The sequence below is a fragment of the Trinickia diaoshuihuensis genome (assembly GCF_003390925.1).
Taxonomy (GTDB): domain Bacteria; phylum Pseudomonadota; class Gammaproteobacteria; order Burkholderiales; family Burkholderiaceae; genus Trinickia; species Trinickia diaoshuihuensis.
This window is the reverse complement of record NZ_QUBS01000084.1, coordinates 209,657-227,286: the sequence shown is the minus strand read 5'-3', so window position 1 is coordinate 227,286 and position 17,630 is coordinate 209,657. Positions and strand designations below refer to the sequence as shown.

The window sequence follows — 17,630 nt, the reverse complement described above, 5'->3', positions numbered from 1 at the left end:
GTCTGATTCATCTGTGTCACGCCCTTCGATTCAAGCGGCCTGCGCGAGCAGCGCACGATACAAGTCCGCTTCGGTCAGCCCCTGGGCCGCGTATTCGCCCGTCATGCGACCCTTGCTCATCATCAAGATCCGATCGCAGTTTTGCAGCAGCTCGGGCAAGTCGTCGCTGATCAGCACGATCCCGATGCCGCGCTCGGACAGCGATTGCATGATCCGATAGATGATGTCTTTCGAACCGACGTCGACGCCCACCGTCGGCCCATGCAAAATCAACACGCGCGGATCGATCGCAAGCCACCGGCCGATCAGCACGCGCTGCTGATTACCGCCCGAGAGCGATTGCACGGGTTTCTCGATATCGGGCGTCGCGATCTGAAGGTCCGTTACCGTTTGCTGGGCGAGCGCGCGCGAGCGCTTGCGATCGAGTCCGCCGAAGCGGTCGCGCAAGCTCGAGATCATCGCCGTCACGACATTGTCGCGAATCGATTTGTCGAGAAAAAGTCCCTCGGTCAAGCGGTCCTCGGGGACGTAGCCGATCCGGTGCCGCTTCGCATCGGCCGGCGTGGCGAGCGCGACCGGCAGCCCGTCGAGCGCGATCGAACCCGTGTCGGCCGGGGCGACGCCCGCGAGCGCGCGCGCCAGTTCGTTACGGCCGGAGTCGAGCAGTCCCGTCACGCCGAGGATCTCGCCGCGCCGCAACGCGAACGAAACGTCTCTGAACTGCCTGCCGCGGCCGAGCCCGCGCACGGCGAGCACGATGTCGGCGGACTCGGGCGCCTGCGTCCGATAGCGCGCATGCGCCAACTCTCGCCCCGTCATCAACTCGCTCAACTGCGCTTTCGTATAGTCGGCGATCGGCCCTTGCGCGACCTTGCGGCCGTCGCGCAGCACGATGACCTCGCCGCCGATCGCATAGCACTCGTCGAGCTTGTGACTCACGAAGAGCACGGTCACGCCCTGTGCACGCAAGCTCGTCAACACGGCAATCAGGTTCGCCACTTCTTTTTGCGTGAGCGAGGTCGTCGGTTCGTCCATGATCACGAACTTGGCCTCGCTCGCGATCACGCGCGCGATGGCGACGAGTTGCCGCGTGGCGAGCGGCAGCGTTTCGACGATCGTCGCTTGAAACTCGGCATCGGACGGCAAACCGACCGACTCCAGCGCGCGCGCGGCGCGGCGCGCCATTTCGCGCCGATCGAACGTCCGCGCGAGCCGTCCGCCGTGCTCGGCCAACTCCGAGGTCAAGGCGACGTTTTCCGCGACGCTCATGTTCGGCAGCAAGGAGAGATCTTGGTAGACCGTTTCGATGCCGGCCGCCAGCGCTTCGAGCGGCGTGAGCCGCGCATGGCGCTCGCCTTGCACGACGAGTTCGCCCTCGTCGGGCGGCTGCGCGCCCGAAATGATCTTGATCAGCGTGCTCTTGCCGCAACCGTTTTCGCCGAGCAAGTGATAGATCTGGCCGCGCGCGAACGTCAGCGTCACGCCGCGCAACGCATAGACGCCGGTAAAGCGCTTATGCACGTCGATCACTTGCAGCAAGGGATTCGAAACCGCTTCGTCGTTCATCGTCTCGCGTCCGGGCACGCCCGAGAGCGCGAGCGGCATGCCGCCCGCGCCGTCGGAACATCAGAAGTTGTACTGCTTGTAGTTCGACTTGTCGACGCTGACCCAGCCTTGTCCGCGCACGATCAAGCCCTTGCCCGGCCCTTTGGTCACCGTCATCTTCTCGTAGCCGGGCATGCCGAGATTGAGCCCCGTCTGCACGGGCTTGCCGTCGAGCAGCATCTTCGCGATCTTGTTCATCGCGAGCCCCGCCAGTTTCGGGTCCCAGAACGCGATGCCGTTGATGGCGCCGCTTTCGAGGTACTTGCCCGCCTCCGTCGGCAGTCCGGTGCCATATACGCATACCTTGCCGACGAGCCCCGCTTCCTCCACGGCGCGTCCGATACCCAGTACGTCGAGCGAGGACGAACCTTGGAAGCCCTTGATGTCGGGATGCTTGCGCAGCACTTCCTTCGCTTGCTGATACGCGTGCTCCCCGTCGTTGTTCGTCTCGATGTTCGTCTCGACGAGCTGCATCTTCGGGAATTTCTTCTTCGCGTTGTCGATGCCGCCGTCGGCCCACTGCACTTGCGAACGGCTGCCGAGCGAGCCGACGAACGTCGCCCACTTGCCTTCGTTGTGCATGCAACTCGCGAGCCGGTCGTTCAGGGCCGCGCCGTAGGCACTGTTGTCGAACGCCTCGACGTCGACCATCGTGTTCTTCTCGTTGTCGGCCTCATGCGTGACGACCTTGATGCCGCGGTCCATCGCCTTCTTCAGCGCGGGCTCCAGCGTCGGCGGATCATAGGGGACGACGGCGATCGCGCTGACCTTCTTGGCGATCAAATCCTCGATGATGCGCAATTGCTGCGCGGCGTCGGCCTGGCCGGGGCCCGTCTGGTAGGTCGTCACGCCGGGGGTCTCTTTCGCGAATTCCTTCACGCCCTCGTCCATCCGGTTGAACCAGCTAATCCCCGTCACCTTCACCACCGTGACGATCGTTTCGTTCGTCGCCGCCTGGGCGGCGAAAATGACGCCCGCGCCGAGCGCGCAAGCGGCGAGCGCGAGGCTCGTTCGTTTCAGCTTCATCTGCGTTGTCTCCTTCCTTTTTTCCTCGACGCCCCTTGTTTGCGCTGACGGATACCCGAGGCCAGATGTCCGTCGACTACCGAAGTTGCCCGCCCGTCACCCGCCCAGCCCCCGTTTTCCGCCCGTCGTGGGCGCCGCCGCCGCGGTGCGTCCGAAGCGAAAGATCGCCCGCAGCCGATCGCCGTCGGCGAACGCGAGCGAGACGAGCAGCAAAAAGCCCCACGTGCAATCGCCGAAGAACTGCGATACGCCCAGCAGGTTGAACAAACTCGAGAGCAGTTGCAGCACCGTCGCCGCGAAAAACAGGCAGACGATGCGCCCATACCCGCCCGCCGGATTCACGCCGCCCATCACGGCGATGAGGATCGCGATCAACAGGTAGGAGCTGCCGTAATCCCACTTCGCGCTGAGCGTGTGCGAGACGGTAACGAGCCCCGCGAGCGAGGCCAAGAGGCCGCAGATCGTGTAGGTGACGATCAGCATGCGCTCGCATCCGATGCCGGCATAGAACGCCGCGCGCGGATTGGTGCCCATCAAATACAGCCGCAGCCCGAACGGCGTGCGTTTGAGGAGCCAGCCGAGGATCAGCACGGCCGCGATGAACAGGCAAAACGAAATCGGCACTTGAAGGACGGCGCCGTTGCCGATCTCGGCGAGCGGCTCGACGTAGTCGACGTGCACCGAGGCGCCATTGCTGAGGGCGACCGCGAAACCCGTGAACACCAGTTGGGTACCGAGCGTGCTTAGGATCGGCGTAAGCCGCAGGCGCGCGATGATGAGGCCGTTGATCAAGCCGCCGAGCAAACCCATCGTCACGACGACGGCGCAAAAGAGTGTCGTATACAACGCCGGAGAATCGTCGCCGCTGACCCACTTCGGCACGACGAGCGCCGCGATCATCGCCGAGAGATTGGCCAGCCCCACCCCGGACAAGTCGATGCCGCCGTTACCGGAAAGCATCGACAACATGATGCCGAGCGCGAGCAAACCGACCTCGGGCAGTTGCGACCCCATCGACTGCAGGTTGTCGATATCGATGAATTGGCCGTGCGAGAGCCAGACGGCCACAATCACGACGAGCGCATTGACGCCGAGTAGGAAATTCAACTGCCTGTCGCCGAACCACTTGCCGATTACGAACGAGCCTTTCATGGACGATGCCCTTTTCGTGAAACGTGATGCGTGATGCGTGATGCGATACCGATGGTGATACGTCAATGCGCCAACTCGCCAAGCTTGCTACGTGACGCGCGATGAGAAAAGCCGGGCGACTCCCTATCGACCGTTCTTGCTAAGCCGAAACGGGCGAGCCTGCGCCGAGCAACGCGTTGACTTCGTCCAACCGCGGCATCGACGGCGCCGTCCCCGCTCGCGTGACCGAAATCCCGGCCAGCGCGCAGCCGAAGCGCACGGCGTCGAGCGGCGCGGCGCCGCGCGCAAGGGCGGCGGCGAATCCGCCCGTGAAGCCGTCGCCCGCTCCGGCCGTCTCCACCACGGGCCCGCACCGGAACGCCGGCACGAGCACCGATTGCGTGCGCGAGTGCAAGAGCGCGCCCGCTTCGCCGAGCGTGACGATCACCGCGCCCGCGCCTTTGTCGAGCAAGATATCGGCGGCGCGGCGCGCGTCGTCGGCCGACGCGATCGCAACGCCGGTCAGCGCTTGCGCCTCGGTTTCGTTCGGCGTGAGGTAGTCGCACAGCGGGAAGATGTCGTCGGGAAGCGGCAATGCCGGCGCCGGGTTCAGTACGGTCGTCACGCCGTGCCGGCGGGCGATTTCGAGGCCCCGGCGCGCGGCCGCCACGGGCTGCTCCAATTGCGTGACGAATACTTGGGCGCCGGCGATATCGGCCTCGATCGCCTCGGCGTCGGCCGCGCCGAGCGTACCGGCCGCGCCCGCGGCCACGATGATCGCGTTCGAGCCCGTCGCCGCATCGACGAAGATGTGCGCCGCGCCCGTCGCCAGCCCTTCGGCAATAGCCGCCCGCGCCACGATGCCTTCCGCGCGCCAGGTCTCGCGCGCGATCGCTCCGAACGCGTCGTCGCCCAGACGCGTGCAAAACACGACTTGCGCGCCCGCGCGCGCCGCCGCCACGGCCTGGTTCGAGCCTTTGCCGCCGGGGCCCATCGCGAACGCCGATCCCGCGATCGTCTCGCCGATAACGGGCATGCGCTCGGCGCGAAACGCGAGGTCGGTCACGTAGATGCCGAGGATGACGACGCGCCCGCTCATTTGCCGCGCTCCGTCCGCCGTCCGTCGTCCGCGCTCAAAGGCGCGTCGGGCGACAAGATCACGCCTTTCGTGAAAACGAAACAGCCGTACCCGCGCGCCTCTCCGGTCGCGATCACGCAATAAGCCTTGCGCGCGCGTGCGTAAAAGGCGTGGCGCTCGATCGGCGCGAACGGCAAGGAGCGACCCTCGGCGCGATCGACTTCGGCCTGCGCCTCGCGCTGAACGTGCGGAATGGCGTGGGGATTGCCGACGACTTCCATCCGCATGGCCGGCGCCTCGACGAACGTATCGAGCGGCAGTACGGAGAGCACGGCACGCACGGCGCTCGCGGCATCGGCGCCGTCCATGCGCAGCAGTTTGCCGAGCACGGTTGCGCGCGCCACCGAATCGGCGGGGAAGTTCGCGTCGCAGATCACGACTTCGTCGCCATGCCCCATCGCGCGCAGCGCATAGAGCACGTCCGCGTTCAGCAGCGGGTCGAGATGTTTTAGCACGATGTCTCCTTTGTTTAGTCGTTCGTCGTGCGGCGCCACGTCGCTTGCGCCGAACGCGGGGCTCAGCCCCTCAGTCGCCGTACGGAATCCATATATTCTTGACTTGCGCGGCCTGGCGCAAGAACGCCATGCCCTCGGCCGACGCGTCGAACCAGTCGAGGCGGTGGCCATGATCGACGAACGTGCGCTTCAGATTGCCGATCGACTCGCGTTCGACGAGCGTCGAATGCTGCGCGAGGCCGAAGCACCAGAGCGCATCGACGTCGTCATGCTTCGCTAGCGCTGGCAGCAACGCATCGCGCGCCCCGGTGACGATATTGATCGTGCCGGCCGGCACGTCGGATGTCTCGACGACTTGATAGAGATCGGTCGCCATCAGCGGGCACGCCTCGCTCGGCAACACCACCACGCGATTGCCGAGGGCGAGCGCCGGCCCGATCAGCGAAATCAGCGCGAGCAACGGGGCTTCGTCGGGACACGCGATGCCAACGACGCCGAGTGCTTCATGCATCGCGAGCGCCACGCCGCGCAGCGGCGGCGTATGCACGGCGCCGTCGTACTTGTCGGCCCACGCCGCGTAAGTGAATAGACGCGAGATCGAGGCCTGCACTTCGCGTTTGCCCGCCTGTGCATCGCACTGCGTGCGGCGAGCGAGTTGAGCGGCGAACTCATCGGCGCGTGCCGCCAGGTTTTCCGCGAGAAAGTACAGGACTTGGGCGCGCGCGTGCCCGTTCATCTGCGTCCACTTCGTCGCCGCGCGCGCCGCGGCCACGGCGTCGCGCACGTCCTTGCGGTTGCCGTCGGCCACTTCGCCGAGCAGCGCCCCGCTCGGCGCGTGGACGGCACGCGAATTGCCGCCGTCGGCGCGCGCTTGCTTGCCGCCGATGAAAAGCTTCGCCGTACGATCGATGAAATCGACGCCGGACGCGCGATCGGCAACACGCTCGCCGGTCGCGCCCGCATGCGGCGCCCCTGCCGAGGCTTCGCGCAGCGGCCCCTTGCCCCATCCCGCGGGCTTTAGATATTCATAGGCGCCCTCGCGCCCGCCTTCACGGCCGTAGCCCGATTCGCGATAGCCGCCGAAGCCGGCGCTCGCGTCGAACAGGTTCGTCGCATTGATCCAAACGACGCCGCACGCGAGCCGCGGCGCGATATCGAGCGCACGCCCGATCGTCTCGCTCCATACGCTGGCGGCCAAGCCGTAGCGCGTATTGTTGGCCAGCGCCACGGCGTCATCCATCGTACGAAAGCTCATCGCCGTCAGCACGGGGCCGAAGATCTCCTCCTGCGCGAGCGTGGCGGCCGGCGCCACGTTCGTCACGAGCGTGGGCGGGTAATACGAGCCGCCGGTAGCGGGCAGCGCGACTTCGCCCGGTTGCCAGACTTCCCCCCCCTCGCGCCGTCCCGTTTGCACGAGCGACTCGATCCGCGCGAGTTGCACCGGATCGACGATCGCCCCCATATCGATGGTCTTGTCGAGCGAGGGCCCCACGCGCAGCGTCGCCATGCGGCGCTTGAGCTTCTCGATGAAGCGGGCCTCGATGCCCTCCTGCACGAGCAGGCGCGAGCCCGCGCAACAGACCTGACCTTGATTGAACCAAATCGCGTCCACGACGCCCTCGACGGCGCCGTCCAAATCGGCGTCCTCGAACACGATGAACGGCGATTTGCCGCCCAGCTCGAGCGTGAGCGACTTGCCCGAGCCGGCCGTGGCGGCACGTATCGAGCGCCCCACCTCGGTCGATCCCGTAAAGGCAATCTTGTTGACATCGGGATGGTCGACGAGCGCGGCGCCGGTGCGGCCGTCACCCGTCACGACGTTGAGCACGCCGTCGGGCAGACCTGCCGCGCTCGCGAGTTCGGCGAACAGCAACGCCGTGAGCGGCGTGTACTCGGCCGGCTTGAGCACGACGCAGTTGCCGAGCGCAATCGCCGGGGCGACCTTCCACGCGAGCATCAGCAACGGGAAATTCCAAGGCACGATCTGGCCGATGACGCCAAGCGGCGCCCAGCCGGCAAACTCGGTTTCCTGCAATTGCGCCCAGCCGGCGTGATGCAGAAAATGCCGGGCGACGAGCGGCACGTCGAGGTCGCGCGTCTCGCGGATCGGCTTGCCGTTATCGAGCGCTTCGAGCACGGCGAACAGCCGGCTATGCCGCTGCACCATTCGCGCGAGCGCATACAAGTGCCGCGCGCGGTGGGCACCGCCCGCGGCGAGCCAGGCCGGCTGTGCCGCGCGGGCGGCCGCGACGGCCGCGTCGATCTCGGCCGAGCCGCCCTGAGCGACTTCGGCCAACGGCTCACCGGTGGACGGCGCGTGCACGGTGAAGTGCTCGCCCGATGCGCTCGCGCGCCAAGCGCCGTCGATGAAATGGCCGAACGTGGCGTCGTGCCGGTCGAGCCAGGCGCGGGCGGCTTGATCGTCCTCGGGGGCCGGGGCATAGTCCATCGTCTGAAAATAATGCGCAACGCTCATCGCGGATCGCTCACGCTACGGGGTGACGGTTGAAAGCCGAATAGCGGCCGGTGACATGGTGCTCGAGTTGGCGCTCGATATCGGCGAGCAGACTCGATGCGCCGATACGAAAGAGCGACGGCTCGAGCCACTCGCGTCCCAGTTCCTCCTTCATCAGCACTTGGTACGCGAGCACGGCCTTGGCGCTCGATACGCCGCCCGCGGGCTTGAAGCCGACGAGCGCACCGGTGCGCTCGCGATACTCGCGGATCATCCGCACCATCACGAGCGACACATCGAGCGTGGCGTTCACGCTTTCCTTGCCCGTCGACGTCTTGATGAAATCGGCGCCGGCCATCATGCAGACCATCGAGGCCTTGGCGACGTTGCTCAACGTGCGGATATCGCCCGTGGCCAGGATCGCCTTCAGATGCGCGGCGCCGCACGCGGCCCGGAACTCGCGCACTTCGTCGAACAGCGCGCGCCAATTGCCGGTAAGGATGTGCTCGCGCGTGACGACGATATCGATCTCGGCGGCGCCATCGGCCACCGACGCCTCGATCTCTTTGAGCTTGAGCGGATGCGGGTTCAGGCCCGCTGGAAAACCAGTCGAGACGGCTGCGACGGGAATCTCCGTGCCGGCCAGCGCATCGACGGCCGCCGCCACGAAGCGATGGTAGACGCACACGGCACCGGTTGCGATCGCATCGGGCGGCATGCCGAGCGACTCCAGCAAATCCGCGCGCACCGGACGGCGTGCCTTCGCGCATAAGCGACGCACGCGGCCTTCGGTGTCGTCCCCGCTCAGCGTGGTCAGATCGATACAGGTGACGGCTTTCAGCAGCCACGCCGCCTGCGCGTCCTTCTTGACGGCGCGGCGCGCGGCGAGCGTGGCGGTGCGCCGCTCGACGGCGGAAGGGTTGATACGCAAGCCGTCGATCCACGAGCCATCGAACGGCACCCCGCGATTGCGCGCATCGAGCGCGAACGCAAGACCGGAAGGGACGACGATCGAATGAGTTGAGGCGTCGGACATAGGCACACGCAGGCACAGGAAGTTGTGCAATGCACAACATACCGTGATGGTTTATTTGCACCGATCCTATTCCGATGAAACGATCGTGACAATACGTCGTTACAATTTTATCGATCCATCAGGCAGATGGGTGCGGCGCCCCTTTACTGCTCCCGCAACCGGTGCATCGACGGCATCAAGGCCGGATACAGCGCCTTGTAGACCTCGAACTGACGGGCGTAGACCTCGCGGCGCGCCGGCTCAGGACGTGCCCTCTCTCGTAAGCTCACCCATCCGCGCTCGGCGTCCCGCTGCGCGATGGCCCCGACACCGAGGGCCGCCAAGAGCGCCGCGCCCATGGCGGCCTCGACCTCTTGTTCGATCGTGAACACGGGGTAGCCGGTTACGTCGGCGATGATCTGCATCCACAAATCGGAGTGCGCGGCGCCGCCCACGACGATCAAACGCTCGTCGAGTGCGAACTCGCGCGCGCCGCGCCGGCCCGCTTCGATGTTGTGCATGAGCGCGAAGGCCACGCCTTCGAGTACGGCGCGATACAAATGCGCGCGCGTATGGACGAGATTCAGGCCGACGAACGCGCCGCTCGCGCGTGCGTCCCAGATGGGACTGCGCTCGCCCATCAAGTACGGCAAGAACACGATGCCGTCCGATCCCGCCGGCACGCTCGCCGCCGCTTGCTCGAGCAAGCGATGAGGGTCGCCGTGCGCCGTGGCCCGCGCCGCTTCGATTTCTTCGCGGCAAAACTGGTCGCGGTACCAGGCAACCGACGCACCCGCGCTGATAGCGCCGCCGAAGACGTAGAGATCGCGGCGGCCGTTCAATACGTGAGGCATCGCCACGAGGCCGTGACGCGCATCCACGCGTTGATCGATGTAGCCCCAGCACATGCTCGTGCCGATCATGGCGACATGCTGGCCGGTCCGCGTCGCGCCGGCCGCGAACGTCGCGACGGCCGCATCGACCCCGCCCGCGACGATCGGCGTGCCGGCCTCAAGGCCCAAGCGGGCCGACCATTCGGGCAAAAGACGGCCGACGATCTCGGTGGACTCGACCAGGCGCGCGGGCATCATCGCCGCCGGGATGCCGAGCATCGCGAGCGCCTCGCTCGACCACGTGTGCGCCTCGATGTCGTAGACGCCGCCGATATTGCCCGCCGAGCTATGGTCGACGGCCAACTCTCCGGTCAGCAAATAGGCGAGGTAGGCATTGGGCGGGAGCAGATAACGCGTCTTCGCCCAAACATCCGGTTCGTGCTCGCGCAGCCAGAGCATTTTGGTGAAGCCGTAATAGCTATCGACGCCGTTGCCCGTAATGCGCTCGAGCCGCTGCACGTCCACCTGCCGGCGCACCCACTCCACTTGGTCCGTGGCGCGCCGGTCCATCCAAATGAGGCAGGGGTAAAGCGGCGTCATCGCTTCGTCGACGGGGATCCCCGAGCCGCCGTACAGGCTGCTGATCGCGACGGCGGCGATCTCGCGCGCTTCGATGCCGGTATCGCGCGCGGCCTGCGTGCAAGCGGCGATGCACTGCTCTACCGCATCGCACCATACGCTCGGCCACTGCTCGGCCCATAACGGCTTGGGGGTATCGGGACGATAGGCGCTCGAATGCTGCGCGACGATTTTTCCGCTAGCGTCGGTGAGCAAGGCCTTCGTGCTTTGCGTGCCGATATCGATGCCGATGAAATAGCGCATGCGTTCCCTCCGTCGAGATCACGAACGCCGTCAGCATACCGAAACCGGAGCACACCGTGAAATCAACCGCGCGCGTACGCCTCGATCACCCGCTCGACCACGCCGAGAAAATGCGCGAGATCGGGGGTGCGCATGCGCGGGTTTTTGGCCGCGTCGTCCCATCGGCGCAGCTCGACGGCATCGCCGGCGAAGGGCTTCTCGATGAATGCTTGCGCTTCCAAGGCATCGAATACGCCGCCTTGCAACGCTAGCGAACGCACCGAATCGGCCGAGAGGCCCGCCGCGTACTCGCCGTCGATCGCACATAGGTAGCGCTTCGCATCGACATGCAGCCGGATCGGCTCGAGCACGCTGTGCGGCAAGACGTGCCGCAGAAACGGCAAGGCGAAGTATTGATGCCGGTCGTCGATACCGCGCTCGCTCGGCGTCTCGCCTTGCAGGTTCAGCAGATGTCCGAGATCGTGCAAGAGCGCCGCAACGACGAGCGTGTCACGCGCGCCCGCTTCCTCGGCCAGCGCCGCGCTTTGCAATGCATGCTGCAACTGCGTAACCGGCTCGCCGCTGTAGGCGATGTGCCCGTGCCGCTCGAACAGGAAGCGAATGTCGTCGAGATTCAATGCCATCGCATCACTCCCACGGCAACGAAAACGTCTTTAGGTTCGTAAAGCTCTTCATCGCTTCCTGCACGCCTTCCTTGTAGCCGAGACCCGAATCCTTGATACCGCCGAACGGCGTGAGTTCGATGCGATAGCCGGGGACTTCCCATACGTTGACGGTGCCCACCTGCAACTCGTTGACGAAGCGCGCGATGAGGTCCTGCCGGTTCGTACAGATGCCCGACGACAACCCGAACGGCGTGCCGTTGCTCAAGGCGATCGCCTCGTCGATCGAGTCGAATGCGATGATCGGCGAAACGGGACCGAAGGTCTCCTCGCGCACGAGCGTCATCGGCGGCGCGACGCGATCGAGGACCGTCGGCGCATAGAGCGCGCCGTCGCGGCGGTGACCCGCGAGCAAGCGAGCGCCCGCGCCGATCGCCTCGTTCACGCGCGCTTCGATGAGGCACGCGGCCTGTTCGTCGATGACGGTTCCCATGCGGTTGGCCGCATCGAACGGATCGCCGTGGGTCCAGCTACGCGTCGCTTGTACGACGCATTCGGTGAACGCATCGGCGATACGCCGGTCCACGAGCATGCGCTTGACCGCCGTGCAACGCTGGCCCGAATTGCGATACGAACCTTGCACGGCCAGTTGCGCGGCGCGCTCCACGTCCGCGTCGTCGAGCACGATCAGCGGATCGTTGCCGCCTAGCTCCAGTACCGTGCGCCGGTATCCGGCACGGCTCGCGATGTATTTTCCGATCGCCACGCCGCCCGTGAACGTCACGAGCGCGACGAGCGGATGCGTGATCAGCGTATCGGCGATTTCGCGCGGGTCGCCGGTGAGCACCTGGAGCATCGGCGCCGGCAATCCCGCTTCGTAGAGCAAATCGGCGAGCCACAGGGCCGAGAGCGGCACCTTCTCCGAGGGCTTCACCACGACGCGATTGTTCGTTGCGATCGCCGGAGCGATCTTGTGCGCGACTTGGTTCATCGGGTGATTGAACGGCGTGATGGCGACGATGACGCCCGGCAGCGGCTCACGCTGCGTGAAAACGCGACGCCTCTTGCCGTGCGGCGTCAGATCGCACGAAAAGCTCTGTCCGTCGTCACGCAGCGCTTCGATCGCGGCGAACTTCAGGACGTCGGCCACGCGGCCGATCTCGTAGCGCGAGTCTTCCTTCGAGAGTCCCGATTCGAGCGTGATCAGATCGGATGCCGCTTCCGTGCGCTCGCGCAGCAACGCAGCCGCGCGCTCGAGTATCTGGGCGCGCTCGAAGCGCGTGAGCGTCGGCCGGTAGGCTGCCGCATACTCGAGCGCGGCGCGCACGTCATCGGCGCTCGCAAGCGGCACCGTGCCCGCGCGCAACCCTGTGTAGGGATCGAATACGTCGAACGTGCGTGCCCGCGATACGCGCTCGCCGCATGAGCGCAATGCTTCCGCGCGGAACGCCTCGTGATCGTGGACCGGTGCGTCGAGCAACGCGTTCATGCTTGCCTCGCGTGATTGAGCGCGATATCGAAGACGTCGAAGTTGCGCAAAGGCCGTCCGCCGAACAATCGATCGATATGCTCGACGCGCCGATTGAAAACGAGCGGCACCGTTTGCTCCGATAACCCGCCGTGCGACCGCAGCGGTACCGTGAGTCCCGAGAGGTCGTGGGCCGCGCGGCGCGACCCGATCGTCACGTCGCGGCGCGCCACGACGACGATGTCGCCGATCCGTTCGGGCATCAACTCGAACTGCTCGCAGGCCTGGGCGTTGCCGATCGCAAGCTCGATTCCCTCGAGTTTTTCGATGCGCGCCAGCGCCGGCGCGATATCGGCCGGATCGCTCATATAGACCGTCGCAAACGAGCCGAGCGCCCCGTGGTGCACGACATAAGGATCGGTAATCGGCAAGACGACCCGCGAGCGCGAGCCGCCGAGCCAGACGTCCAACGCGTCTTGCAGATAGACGACGTTGGGCTCGCCCGTGCGCGGATCGTGCTTGGCATTCATGCCGTGATCGGCGGTGAGGCCGATCGTCCAGCCGAGCGCATCGAGCCGCGCGAGATAGCCGTCCATCATCGCGTAAAACGCGTTGGCGCCCTCGCTGCCCGGTGCGCACTTGTGCTGCACGTAGTCGGTCGTCGAGAGGTACATGAGATCCACGTCGCCGCGCTCGGCCAAGCGCACGCCCGATGCGAAGACGAACTCGGAGAGTCCGGCGCTGTAGACGTCAGGGAGCGGCAAGCCCGTGAGCGTTCGCGCGTCGTGGATCCCGTTTTCGGCGAGCGTCGCGCAATCGGCCTTTTCCGCGGAGAAGCAAATGCCGTCCAGTTGCCAGCCGAGCAACCGCCGCAGCTTGTCCTTGGCCGTCACCACGGCCACGCGGGCGCCCGCTCGCGCCGCCGCGGCGAGCAGCGTGCCGGCGCGCAAATAGGCGGGATCGTTCATCATGACTTCGGCGCCCGCGCCGTCGTCCGCGCGCGGGTCCCAAAAGTAATTGCCGCAAATGCCATGGACCGACGGCGGGACGCCGCAGACAATTGAGAGATTGTTCGGGTTCGTGAACGAGGGCATGACGCAATCGGCGCGCACGGCCGTGGCCGTGTCGCCGCGCAACAAACGCGCGGTAAACGGTGCGATGCCGGACGCGGCGGCGGCTTCCAAGTAATCGAACTCGCAGCCATCGACGCAAACGACGGCCACCGGCCGCTCGGCGAGCCCCCGCACGTCATAGATGCGCCCGTTCACCTCGATAGCGGCGCGCTCGTTCGGCCGTTCATTTGCCTGCTGCATCATGCTCCTCGTTATCGAAGTATTCGCCGACGCGCCCCGCCCGCCCGACGGCCGTTTGCCTCGCGCGCGCGAGGCCGCCCGTCACGTGCGCATGCATCGCCAGCGCGGCGGCTTCGCCGTCGCGCGCCGCAAGCGCCGCGACGATCTCCCGGTGCTCGGCCAGCGAGCAATGCGCCGCATCGTCCGTTACCGTCAGCGCCGCCCGGCGAAACAAGTTCAGTTCGCCGACCAGGCGCCGATACGTCTCCGCCAGCTTCGCGTTACCCGCTTGGGCGACGATCGCGTCGTGAAAAGCGATGTTCTCCCGCGCATAGGCGCCGCGATCGCCGGCCGCCAACGCGGCTTGCATCCGTTCGAGCGATGCGCGCAGCGCCCCCAGCTCGGCGTCGCCGATGCGCTGCGCGAGCATCCGGCACGCCGCCTCCTCCAGCACCGCCCGCACCATATAAATCTCGGCGGCCTCATCGAGCGTGACCGTGCGTACGAACACGCCGCGATTCTTGTGCGTTTGCACGAGCCCGGTCTGCTCCAGCGCGCGGAACGCTTCCCTGACGGGCCCACGCGATACCTTCAGGCGCGCCGCCCAATACGCCTCGTTCAGCTTCTCGCCCGGCGCGAGCCGTCCTTCGACGATTTCCCGCTCGAGCGCATCGCGCACGAGCGCCGTCAACGAATGGCGCCGCACCACCTCGATCGGGTCCAGTTCCATATTAATCGTCAATTCGCCACATTTTGCCACATTTCCGGACGTGCGTCGCGACCCGAAGGCGCACGCGCTGACCGGGTGAAAAGGCTCGTTATCGGGCGCGTCGCTTCGGGACGCGGGCTGCGATCAGCAAGAGGGCCGCGAACGAAGCGACAAGCAAGATGAGCGACAACGCGGAAGCCGGCAAGTAATAGCCGCGCTCGACCTGGCCGACGACGACGATCGGCACCGTCGAAAACCCGGGCGGATAGACCGTGAGCGTGGCCCCGAGCTCGCCGAGCGAGAGCGCGAACCCGAGCGCGAGACTGGCCCGGATCGCGGGCACGAGTTGCGGCAGCACAACGCGCCTGAGCACCATCGCGGGCGGCGCGCCGAGGCTCGCCGCCGCTTCGCGCAAGACGGTCAACTCCGGGCGCAGCGCGGCGGCGGCGCATCGATAGCTGAACGGCAAAACGAGTGCGAGCTGCACGAGTATCACGATTGCCGGCGAGCTCGACAGATCGAGCGGCGCCTTGTGATAGGCGATCAGCACGCCGAGGCCGAGCACGACGCTCGGCACGCCGTTGGGCATCATCGTCACCGCATCGACGATCGCTCCGAGGCCACGCCGCGTGCGTCCTTCCAGCGCGAGCGCCAGCCACAGCCCCAGCGCGGTACCGAGCACCGCCACGGCGAACCCCACCTCCAGGCTGGCCAAGACCGCATCGAAATCGTCCGAACCCAACCGCTCGAACCAGCGCGTGCTGAAGCCGGCCGGCAAGATCGTGCCGGACCAGCGCGCGGCGACGCTCGACAGCCCGACGACCACCACCGGCAGCACGAACAACCAAACGCAAAGCAATGCGGCCAATGCCGTGACGGCGAAGGCGCCGAGCCGGCCGACTCGTCGTTGCGGCGCGCGTTGCGCGCCGGCCGCCTCGCTTGTCCCGCGCGGTTCGATTCGCGCCGCCATCATCGCGCTCCCATCGCTTGCCGACGATCGACGCTTCTATAGAGCGCATACAGCGACAGCGACATCGCCAACATCACCACGGCGCCGGCCGCCGCGACCGGCAAGTCGAGATCGACCGTCGCCGAACTATAGATGGCCACCGGCAGCGTCACGAGATGCGCGCTACCGAGCACGAGCAAGATGCCGAATTCGTTGAGCGTGAGCAGAAAGCACAAGATCGTGCCCGCTGCGATACCGGGCCACGCGAGCGGCGCCACGACGCGCCATGCCACCATGAAGCCGTTCGCGCCCAGGCTGCGAGCCGCCTCGAGCAGCCGCATGTCGATCTGCGCGAACGAAGCCAGCGTCGGCCTAACGACGAACGGCGCGTAAAAGACGACTTCGGCCAAGACGATCCCGCCTGCGCCGAAAAGGAAGTTCAGCGGCGGTGCGCTCAGATGAAAAAGCTGCTGGAGCGCGATGCTGACCGCCCCTTGCGAGCCGTAAAGAAAGATCAGCGTGAATGCGACCAGGAACGAGGGAAACGCAACGAACAACTCGAGAAAACGCGTAACGATCGCGGCGCCCGGAAACGGCCTGAAAAAGAGCAGCGCGGCGAGCGCAACTCCTAGCACCGACGCAATGCCGGCGCTCGCGAAGACGATCGCGACCGTCGTCGCGAAAACGCCGCTCGCATCGGGGTTCGAAAAGAACGCGGCATAAGCATGCACGCTCGCCTCGCCGTGCGCTCCGGTGAGGCTCAGCAATACGAGCCGCGCCAGCGGGTACAGCACGAGCGGGCCGAGCACGACGAGCGCCACAAATACGAGATGCGCCCGGGCGCCCCACTCGCGGCGCCTACGATGCGCGCGGCGCTCTTTCGCATCCGATGCAAGCGCCGCCTCTTGCATCGTCGTCATCACCGACGGCGCTTGCACCGCGGCGCTCGCGCGCTCAAGGTCGAACGAGGACGACATGATCCACCTCATAGCGCAGCGAGACGCGTGCGCCCTTTTCGGGCGTCAGCCCCTGTCCGCGGGCCGCCGCGACGAGCACGGGCGCCTCGGGCATCGCATCGAGCAAGACCGACACCGACAGCGCCGGCCCGTACCAATCGACCGATACGATCGTGCCGTGCAGATGTCCCGCGCCGAGCGGCACCAGGCGCAAATTCTCCGGACGCAAGCACGCAAGCCTTTCTCGCTCGCCGTAACGCGCGTCACCGATCGGGAATGCGACGCGCGGCGGCAGCAGATTGGCCGCGCCCAAGTAGCGCGCGACGAACGCGTCGGCGGGCGCGTCGTAGAGCGCCTGGGGCGTGCCGATTTGCGCGATGCGGCCGTCGCGCATCAATAGCGTGCGATCGGACAGCACGAGCGCATCGTCTTGATCGTGCGTGACGCAGACGATCGTCAAGTTCGGCAGGCGCTCGTGCAGCGCCTTCAATTCGGAACGCACCGACGCCCGCAAATTGGCATCGAGGGCCGAAAGGGGTTCGTCGAGCAGCAGCACGTCGGGCTCGATCACGAGCGCGCGCGCCAGCGCGACGCGCTGCTGCATGCCGCCGGAAAGCTGTGCCGGCATGACATGCCCGGCGTCGGCGAGCTGCACGAGCTTGAGCGCGTCGGTGACGCGCCGCGAGATCTCGGCCGCGCTCGTGCGCCGAGCCCGCAAGCCAAACGCCACGTTCTCGAACACGCTCAAGTGCGGAAACAGCGCGTAGTTCTGAAACAACAAGCCGAGATTGCGCCGATGCGCTTGCTCGTACGTGAGTTCGCGGCCGGCCACGAACAGGCGCCCAGCCACGTAATCGGCCTTGACGAATCCGGCGATGAACCTGAGCAGCGTGGTCTTGCCACAGCCGCTGCGGCCGAGCACGGTCAAGAACTCGCCGCGGCCGATCGAGAGCGACAGATCGTCGAGCACGGTCCGCGCGCCGAAACGCACGCTGAGCCGCTCGATCTCGATCCCGCCCGGGCGCAGTCCGAGCGTATCGTCGTATGCGCGCGCCGCCGGCGCGTCGGCGCCCCGATATGCCTGAACCGCGCTATCCACCGGATTCGTCTCCAT

At 66.4% G+C, this 17,630-nt stretch carries 15 protein-coding genes; all 15 read right to left on the bottom strand.

Features of this window, described 5'->3' with window-relative positions; all coding sequences use genetic code 11:
* Window positions 1–30 precede the first annotated feature (30 nt).
* The gene (locus DXT59_RS22995) at window positions 31–1,566 is read right to left on the bottom strand and encodes a sugar ABC transporter ATP-binding protein (protein ID WP_116139595.1); all 1,536 of its coding nucleotides are present in this window, start codon (window positions 1,564–1,566) and stop codon (window positions 31–33) included.
* Between the two features lie 60 nt (window positions 1,567–1,626).
* Window positions 1,627–2,631: an autoinducer 2 ABC transporter substrate-binding protein gene (locus DXT59_RS22990; protein ID WP_116139459.1), complete on the bottom strand. Its 1,005-nt coding sequence runs from the start codon at window positions 2,629–2,631 to the stop codon at window positions 1,627–1,629.
* A gap of 96 nt (window positions 2,632–2,727) precedes the next feature.
* Window positions 2,728–3,783, bottom strand: a complete 1,056-nt coding sequence (locus tag DXT59_RS22985; protein WP_116139457.1) for an ABC transporter permease — start codon at window positions 3,781–3,783, stop codon at window positions 2,728–2,730.
* A 139-nt stretch (window positions 3,784–3,922) separates the two neighbouring features.
* The gene (rbsK, locus tag DXT59_RS22980) at window positions 3,923–4,861 is read right to left on the bottom strand and encodes a ribokinase (RefSeq protein WP_116139455.1); all 939 of its coding nucleotides are present in this window, start codon (window positions 4,859–4,861) and stop codon (window positions 3,923–3,925) included.
* Window positions 4,858–5,355, bottom strand: coding sequence for an RbsD/FucU family protein (locus DXT59_RS22975; protein WP_116139593.1), 498 nt, complete (start codon window positions 5,353–5,355; stop codon window positions 4,858–4,860). The genes rbsK and DXT59_RS22975 overlap by 4 nt, the downstream gene beginning before the upstream one ends.
* Window positions 5,356–5,425: 70 nt before the next feature.
* Window positions 5,426–7,831 carry an aldehyde dehydrogenase family protein gene (locus tag DXT59_RS22970; protein ID WP_116139453.1) on the bottom strand — a complete coding sequence of 802 codons (2,406 nt, stop codon included), beginning with the start codon at window positions 7,829–7,831 and terminating at the stop codon, window positions 5,426–5,428.
* A 10-nt stretch (window positions 7,832–7,841) separates the two neighbouring features.
* Complete coding sequence (gene deoC / locus DXT59_RS22965) at window positions 7,842–8,846, bottom strand: deoxyribose-phosphate aldolase (protein ID WP_116139451.1); 1,005 nt, start codon at window positions 8,844–8,846, stop codon at window positions 7,842–7,844.
* Window positions 8,847–8,989: 143 nt separating this feature from the next.
* Window positions 8,990–10,540: an FGGY-family carbohydrate kinase gene (locus tag DXT59_RS22960; protein ID WP_116139448.1), complete on the bottom strand. Its 1,551-nt coding sequence runs from the start codon at window positions 10,538–10,540 to the stop codon at window positions 8,990–8,992.
* 62 nt (window positions 10,541–10,602) lie between these two features.
* A complete protein-coding gene (locus DXT59_RS22955) occupies window positions 10,603–11,163 on the bottom strand; it encodes a phosphonate degradation HD-domain oxygenase (RefSeq protein ID WP_116139446.1) in 561 nt (186 codons plus the stop codon).
* Window positions 11,164–11,167: 4 nt separating this feature from the next.
* Window positions 11,168–12,631, bottom strand: a complete 1,464-nt coding sequence (gene phnY, locus DXT59_RS22950) for a phosphonoacetaldehyde dehydrogenase (protein ID WP_116139444.1) — start codon at window positions 12,629–12,631, stop codon at window positions 11,168–11,170.
* Window positions 12,628–13,926: a phosphonoacetate hydrolase gene (gene phnA / locus DXT59_RS22945; protein ID WP_420823419.1), complete on the bottom strand. Its 1,299-nt coding sequence runs from the start codon at window positions 13,924–13,926 to the stop codon at window positions 12,628–12,630. The genes phnY and phnA overlap by 4 nt, the downstream gene beginning before the upstream one ends.
* Window positions 13,907–14,632 carry a phosphonate utilization associated transcriptional regulator gene (locus DXT59_RS22940; protein ID WP_116139442.1) on the bottom strand — a complete coding sequence of 242 codons (726 nt, stop codon included), beginning with the start codon at window positions 14,630–14,632 and terminating at the stop codon, window positions 13,907–13,909. Before DXT59_RS22940 ends, phnA begins: the two co-directional genes overlap by 20 nt.
* Window positions 14,633–14,720: 88 nt before the next feature.
* The gene (gene phnV, locus DXT59_RS22935; protein ID WP_116139440.1) at window positions 14,721–15,581 is read right to left on the bottom strand and encodes a 2-aminoethylphosphonate ABC transport system, membrane component PhnV; all 861 of its coding nucleotides are present in this window, start codon (window positions 15,579–15,581) and stop codon (window positions 14,721–14,723) included.
* Window positions 15,581–16,537 carry a 2-aminoethylphosphonate ABC transporter permease subunit gene (gene phnU / locus DXT59_RS22930; RefSeq protein WP_116139438.1) on the bottom strand — a complete coding sequence of 319 codons (957 nt, stop codon included), beginning with the start codon at window positions 16,535–16,537 and terminating at the stop codon, window positions 15,581–15,583. Before phnU ends, phnV begins: the two co-directional genes overlap by 1 nt.
* The gene (locus tag DXT59_RS22925) at window positions 16,515–17,630 is read right to left on the bottom strand and encodes an ATP-binding cassette domain-containing protein (RefSeq protein ID WP_116139436.1); all 1,116 of its coding nucleotides are present in this window, start codon (window positions 17,628–17,630) and stop codon (window positions 16,515–16,517) included. The genes phnU and DXT59_RS22925 overlap by 23 nt, the downstream gene beginning before the upstream one ends.

Bases quoted from the DNA above. Each gene is read 5' to 3' on its own strand.
- DXT59_RS22995 (WP_116139595.1), bottom strand. From the start codon at position 1,566: ATGAACGACGAAGCGGTTTCGAATCCCTTGCTGCAAGTGATCGACGTG.
- DXT59_RS22990 (WP_116139459.1), bottom strand. From the start codon at position 2,631: ATGAAGCTGAAACGAACGAGCCTCGCGCTCGCCGCTTGCGCGCTCGGC.
- DXT59_RS22985 (WP_116139457.1), bottom strand. From the start codon at position 3,783: ATGAAAGGCTCGTTCGTAATCGGCAAGTGGTTCGGCGACAGGCAGTTG.
- rbsK (WP_116139455.1), bottom strand. From the start codon at position 4,861: ATGAGCGGGCGCGTCGTCATCCTCGGCATCTACGTGACCGACCTCGCG.
- DXT59_RS22970 (WP_116139453.1), bottom strand. From the start codon at position 7,831: ATGAGCGTTGCGCATTATTTTCAGACGATGGACTATGCCCCGGCCCCC.
- deoC (WP_116139451.1), bottom strand. From the start codon at position 8,846: ATGTCCGACGCCTCAACTCATTCGATCGTCGTCCCTTCCGGTCTTGCG.
- DXT59_RS22960 (WP_116139448.1), bottom strand. From the start codon at position 10,540: ATGCGCTATTTCATCGGCATCGATATCGGCACGCAAAGCACGAAGGCC.
- DXT59_RS22955 (WP_116139446.1), bottom strand. From the start codon at position 11,163: ATGGCATTGAATCTCGACGACATTCGCTTCCTGTTCGAGCGGCACGGG.
- phnY (WP_116139444.1), bottom strand. From the start codon at position 12,631: ATGAACGCGTTGCTCGACGCACCGGTCCACGATCACGAGGCGTTCCGC.
- phnA (WP_420823419.1), bottom strand. From the start codon at position 13,926: ATGATGCAGCAGGCAAATGAACGGCCGAACGAGCGCGCCGCTATCGAG.
- DXT59_RS22940 (WP_116139442.1), bottom strand. From the start codon at position 14,632: ATGGAACTGGACCCGATCGAGGTGGTGCGGCGCCATTCGTTGACGGCG.
- phnV (WP_116139440.1), bottom strand. From the start codon at position 15,581: ATGGCGGCGCGAATCGAACCGCGCGGGACAAGCGAGGCGGCCGGCGCG.
- phnU (WP_116139438.1), bottom strand. From the start codon at position 16,537: ATGTCGTCCTCGTTCGACCTTGAGCGCGCGAGCGCCGCGGTGCAAGCG.
- DXT59_RS22925 (WP_116139436.1), bottom strand. From the start codon at position 17,630: ATGGAGACGAATCCGGTGGATAGCGCGGTTCAGGCATATCGGGGCGCC.